At 58.5% G+C, this 2,638-nt stretch carries 2 protein-coding genes; both read right to left on the bottom strand.

The window, feature by feature from the left end; all coding sequences use genetic code 11:
- The coding region (gene lpdA, locus HEQ34_RS14100; protein WP_296201540.1) for a dihydrolipoyl dehydrogenase at nucleotides 1-1,370 on the bottom strand (1,370 nt) is incomplete at its 3' end.
- 195 nt (nucleotides 1,371-1,565) lie between these two features.
- Nucleotides 1,566-2,638 (bottom strand): 2-oxo acid dehydrogenase subunit E2 (locus HEQ34_RS14095; RefSeq protein WP_296201539.1); only part of this gene is annotated, 1,073 nt, incomplete at its 5' end.

The following is a 2,638-nucleotide window of genomic DNA, read 5'->3' as shown; positions in this document are numbered from 1 at the left end:
TAAGCGCCGAGCACGCTCTCGTGCATCATCTCGCTCAAGGTTGGATGCGGGAAGACGGTGTGCATGAAATCGGCCTCTACCAATTCGGCGGTTTTGCCGATGGTGTAGCCTTGGATCAACTCGGTTACCTCCGCGCCAACCATATGCGCCCCAAGCAACTCACCGGTCTTGGCGTCGAAGACGGTTTTAATAAAGCCTTCTGCCTCGCCCAACGCAATTGCCTTGCCATTGCCCAAGAACGGGAAATTGCCGACCTTGACGTCGTAGCCAGCCTCTTTTGCCTTGGCCTCGGTTAGGCCGACACTCGCGACTTGCGGATGGCAATAGGTGCAGCCGGGAATGTTCAGCGGGTCCATGGCAACTGGGTGGCCGCCTGCAATGGCTTCGGCGGCGATCACGCCTTCATGGCTTGCCTTATGTGCCAACCAAGGCGGGGCGGTAATGTCGCCAATCGCCCAAAGGCCGCGCACGTTTGTGCGGCACAACGGGTCGGTTTTCAGGAAGCCGCGATCCATTTCGACGCCAAGCGCTTCCAACCCGATATTTTCGGTATTGGGGACTATGCCAATGGCAACGATGCAATGCGTAAATTCCGATTGGGCGACCTTGCCGTCCTTGCCCTTGATCGCAGCAGAAACACCCGTCGCGCTGGCTTTCAGGCTTTCAACCCCTGCCCCGGTCATGATCGTCATGCCCTGTTTGGTCAGCGCCTTTTCTAGGAAAATAGAGACATCGGCGTCCTCGACCGGCACGATACGATCCAGCATCTCAACGACGGTCACTTCGGCTCCCATATCATTGTAGAAACTCGCAAACTCAATGCCAATCGCACCGGACCCAATCACGAGCAGCTTTTTCGGCATTTCGGGCGGCACCATCGCATGGCGATAGGTCCAGATGCGCTTTCCATCGGCAGGCGCAAAGGGCAAATCCCGTGCCCGTGCGCCGGTGGCGACGATGATGTTCTTTGCGGTTAGTTCCTCGGTCTTGCCGTCTTTGGTAACAGTTAATGTGTTCGCGGCGATCAGTTTGCCGTCGCCCATATGGACGGTGATCTTGTTCTTCTTCATCAGATGCGTGACGCCCTGATTCAACTGCTTGGCAACGCCACGCGACCGCTTGACCACCGCGTCGATATCCGCGCTGATATTGGCGGCGGTCAGGCCATAATCGCCCGCATGTTGCATATAATGATAAATCTCCGCCGAACGCAGCAACGCCTTGGTCGGGATGCACCCCCAGTTGAGGCAAATCCCGCCGAGATTCTCGCGCTCGACAATCGCGACTTTCAACCCAAGCTGCGCGGCGCGGATGGCGGCGACGTAGCCACCGGGACCGGAACCGAGGACGATGAGGTCGTAATTAGACATTTTGGCTTCTCTCTAAAGCCCTCTCCCCTTGCGGGAGAAGGTTGGGTGTGATTTGTACCAACATATCTCGTTTATCCGAAGCAAAAGGCCGCGTCGCTCCACGCGACGCGACCCCACACCCTCCCACCGCTACGCGGCGGGCCCCTCCCTCTCCCGCAAGGGGAGAGGGGTTAGGCGGTGACATTCTTCACCATATCAAGCCACCAACCCCAAAGGCTTCTCCACCAATTCCTTGAAGACTTTCATAAACATTGCGCCGTCTGCGCCGTCGATGGCGCGGTGGTCGAAGCTGCCGGTGGCGGACATTACCGTGGCGATGGCGAGGGCGTCATCGACGATATAGGGCCGCTTTTCCCCTGCCCCGACCGCTAGGATCATCGCTTGTGGCGGGTTGATGACGGCGTCGAATTGTTTGATGCCCATCATGCCCATGTTGCTGATCGACGCGGTGCCACCCTGATATTCATGCGGTTGCAGCTTGCCTTCCTTGGCGCGGGCCGCGAGTTCGGCCACTTCGGTCGAGATTTTGGACAGCGACTTGTTCGCGGCATCGGTGATAATTGGCGTAATCAAGCCAGTGGGCACCGAAACAGCCACGCTGATGTCGGCACGGGCATATTGCAGCATATTGTCACCGGCGAAGCTGACATTGCACTTTGGCACCTGAACCAGCGCCAGCGCCAGCGCCTTGATCAACATATCATTGACCGACAGCTTGATGCCGCGGCCTTCAAGGCTGGCGTTCAATTCGCCGCGCAGCTTCAATAAGGCGTCCAAGCGGACATCTACGGTCAGATAAATATGTGGAACGGTCTGTTTGCTCTCGGTCAAGCGGCGCGCGATGGTCTTGCGCATATTGCTGAGCTTGACGACCTCATGCGGGATGTCGGTGTCAATTGCCTGCGTTGGAGCTGGTGTTTCCCGGCGAAGGCCGGGATCCAGAACCGGCGCCACAGCGTCGCTCCGGCCTTCGCCGGAGATCGCTTCTACGTCGGCTTTCACGATGCGGCCATTGGGGCCAGTGCCTGAGATTGTGGTGAGATCAAGACCCTTGTTCCCGGCAATACGTTTGGCGAGTGGGCTGGCTTTGACGCGGTCGTGGGATTGCGATGTCGCTGGCCCTCCCCCAACCCCTCCCGCTTGCGGGAGGGGAGTTTTGATGGTTGGTTTCACGGGCTGAGGAGTTGAAACAACCTGCTCCCCTCCCGCCTGCGGGAGGGGCCGGGGGTGGGCATCACCCTTATCAACCGCACCCTCATCATCCTCAC

Source organism: Sphingorhabdus sp., from assembly GCF_023910635.1.
GTDB lineage: Bacteria > Pseudomonadota > Alphaproteobacteria > Sphingomonadales > Sphingomonadaceae > Sphingorhabdus_B.
This window is presented reverse-complemented; position numbering and strand designations above follow the sequence as displayed.